The following is a 3,129-nucleotide window of genomic DNA, read 5'->3' as shown; positions in this document are numbered from 1 at the left end:
GCCTAGAGGCAGGAGAAATCCTGTCTCTTTTTTTGTAATTCTATTTGAAAAATGGTATAATCATCGTATATATTTATTTGGAAATCAAATCTTTTATAATCATGCGAGGGAGAAATGTAAGAGATGAATGAGCTAGGGGAAAAGGTAAGGATTCTTAGAGAGGAGAAAGGACTTAGTCGTCCAGTTTTTTGCGGGGATGAGTCTGAACTATCAGTGCGTCAGCTGGTGCGGATAGAAAAAGGAGAGTTTCGCCCGACGATAAAAACCCTAGAATATATTGCGGATAGATTAGAAATTCCTTCCTACGTCTTGATGCCAGACTATAAGGAATTACCCAAGCGTTACCAAGAATTAAAGTACTTTCTTTTACATCATCCTGACTATGGAGACAAGGAGTTGCAGGAACAAAAGGAAGAATATTTCGATGAGATTTTTGAGTGTTTTTATGATGATTTGCCACGTGATGAGAAAGTGCTAGTGGATTGTCTTCAAGCCATAGATGAAGTGAGAGCGACTAGTAATTCCTTATACGGAAGTGGTGTGATTGAGGACGGTCTTCAAGACTTACTATCCAGAGATGTATATAAAGCCGAGGACTTGTTGAAACTGAGACTGTATTTCAACTGTCAGTTAATGGATGGTTTAAATATGGGTGAGATAAAAGAATCTGAGCATGAAACCATTCTTTGTTTTCATGACAAACTAAGTTCTCAGGTTGATAAGATAGAGTTCGATTGTTTGGACTTACTTAGAGATTCCTTGTTAGCTTCTTTAGCTTGTATAGAAATTATGGGGCTGTTTCATTATTTTAAGAGGGCAGTCGAGACCTTAAATAAAATAGGACAAAAAACACGAGATTTCCAAAAGCAACCGATTGTCTTGATGGTGGAGTGGAAATATTATATTCATACCGATTATGATACAGCCAAACAAAAGTATGAAGAAGCAAAAATGATGGCGAGGATGTTTGGTAATGAGAAGTTACTCGTTAGTTTAGATAAGGAATGGAGCGAAGACTTAGAAAGGTATTATTAAATGATTTATAGGAGTGACATTTCTGTCATTGGGGAAATGTCGCTTTTTTGTTAAAATGAATTTTATACTCAATGAAAATCAAAGAGCAAACTAGGAAACTAGTCGCAGGCTGTACTTGAGTACGGCAAGGCGACGTTGACGTGGTTTGAATTTGATTTTCGAAGAGTATTACTTGCTATACATCCAGAAGCAAACTCGGCAATAGAGAGAGAATTCTAAGTAGTAGGCCTATAGGGTCAATCAACTTGAAGGATTTTCTATCAGTACGATGTATGACGATAACGGTTTTAAATAAGGGGGAAAGAATGTCCATTTTATCCATTAAAAATATTTCAAAATTTTACACTTTGGACGGTAAACATCAAGAGCAGGCTCTAAGAAATATTAATCTGCAGATTGCAAAAGGTAAAATTACAGCGATTTACGGTCCATCAGGCTGTGGCAAAACCAGTCTACTAAACATCATCAGTGGTTTAGATAGACAATATGAAGGAGATTTAGAGTTTAAAGGGGAATCCCTCCGTGACTTATCAGAGATTGAACTAACTCAATTTCGTAAAGATAAGATTGGATTTGTATTTCAAAACTTTAACCTCATTCCTCATCAGTCTGTCTTGGACAATGTCAAATTACCTCTCTATGTCAAAGATTTATCTGACAGGGAGATGACAATGATTGCAAAGGAGCAATTAAGTAACTTAGGCATGGAGCCTTTTGTAGCTAAAAATGTTAAACAACTTTCTGGTGGGCAAAAGCAACGTGTAGCAATAGCGCGTGCACTGGTAAATCAGCCTGATATGATTGTAGCAGATGAGCCAACGGGTTCGCTGGATTCTCAATCCCAAGAAATGGTATTGGAAGTATTTAAAAATTTAGCCCAAACAGGGAAAACAGTATTGATCGTAACCCATAATCCAGAGGTTGCTGAATATGCAGATGTGATTATCAAAATGAAGGATGGTGAAGTCGTTGAAGAAGTCAAAAAATAAAGGATTATCATTGAAAAATAAATTCAAACTTTCTTTAAATAACTTTCTGGAAAGAAAGTGGCGTAATCTATTGATTGCACTAGCAACCTCAATCGGTTTTGTAGGAGTCTTAATTTCTTTCGGCTTGGGAAATGCTTTGATTTCGATGATTGATGAAAATACGAATGGAGGTCAAATCCCTTCTCAAGTTCAGATTGCTTTAAACACAAAAAATGTTGGACGAGGCTTTTTGAATCAAGATGATAAGAACTATATCACGGATACAGTTGGAAAAGAAGCTATTAAATATTTGGAGAGTCCTTTTGGGATGATCATGTCAAATATTACTATAGATGGGCAAGAAATGGATCTGAGTCAAACGATGCCTTCTTATGCTCAAGTAGTGAGTCTCTATGAGGATACAAGTATTTCTGTTAGTAGTAATGAGACGGACAAAGTGTTGGCTGGCTCCCTCTATAGTGATGCAAATGAACAGGGCTTGACGATTCCAAGCAGTTTACTAAAAAATTGGAATGAACAGACAGGAAACAATCTGACAGCTAGTGATCTTATTGGCAAACCAGTCTCAGCCAGCATTGTAGAAAATGCTGCCGAAGCTAGTAAGACTGCTCAATTTCAAACAAAGATTGTACGTGTAATCAATGATGAAGATGACCTGGAGGACAGCAACAGTTTCATGCCATCTCATCAAATGGAAACGATTTTGAAAGAAGCTGGATTTACAAAAGCTGTATCTTATTTTATCTTGGAACTCAAAGATCCATCACAGACAAAAACGGTAACAGAAGAATTGCAGAAAAACAAGAAGTATACTGTTCTTTCTCAACAGAAGGTTCTTGATATTGTGATTACTTTTATTCGTGTCATTCAGGGATTGTTGATTGTGCTTTCATCACAAGCTATTGTGGTAGCAGCGGTCATGATTGGTATCATTATTTACATCAATATCATGCAACGTTCTAAGGAAATAGGTGTCATGAAGGCAGTTGGTTATCAAAATCGCGATGTCAAAGGAATTTTTATTTACGAGGCTATTTGGATTGTAGGCATTGCCTTGCTGCTGGCATTTTTGGTTGCACAAGGGGTGGGAAGTTTGGCGAATGTG

General features: G+C 37.1%; 3 protein-coding genes. All 3 read left to right on the top strand.

Annotated features, from left to right (window positions below; genetic code table 11):
- The first annotated feature begins 123 nt into the window (after window positions 1-123).
- Window positions 124-1,035, top strand: a complete 912-nt coding sequence (locus tag QZ359_RS04395) for an XRE family transcriptional regulator (RefSeq protein WP_285304740.1) — start codon at window positions 124-126, stop codon at window positions 1,033-1,035.
- Between the two features lie 305 nt (window positions 1,036-1,340).
- Window positions 1,341-2,024: an ABC transporter ATP-binding protein gene (locus QZ359_RS04390; RefSeq protein WP_261055129.1), complete on the top strand. Its 684-nt coding sequence runs from the start codon at window positions 1,341-1,343 to the stop codon at window positions 2,022-2,024.
- A partial coding sequence (locus tag QZ359_RS04385; protein WP_293963000.1) for an ABC transporter permease occupies window positions 1,993-3,129 on the top strand: 1,137 nt, incomplete at its 3' end. The genes QZ359_RS04390 and QZ359_RS04385, both read left to right, overlap by 32 nt.

The sequence above is a fragment of the Streptococcus sp. genome (assembly GCF_019414905.1).
Lineage (GTDB): Bacteria > Bacillota > Bacilli > Lactobacillales > Streptococcaceae > Streptococcus.
This window is presented reverse-complemented; position numbering and strand designations above follow the sequence as displayed.

Bases quoted from the DNA above. Each gene is read 5' to 3' on its own strand.
- QZ359_RS04395 (WP_285304740.1), top strand. From the start codon at position 124: ATGAATGAGCTAGGGGAAAAGGTAAGGATTCTTAGAGAGGAGAAAGGA.
- QZ359_RS04390 (WP_261055129.1), top strand. From the start codon at position 1,341: ATGTCCATTTTATCCATTAAAAATATTTCAAAATTTTACACTTTGGAC.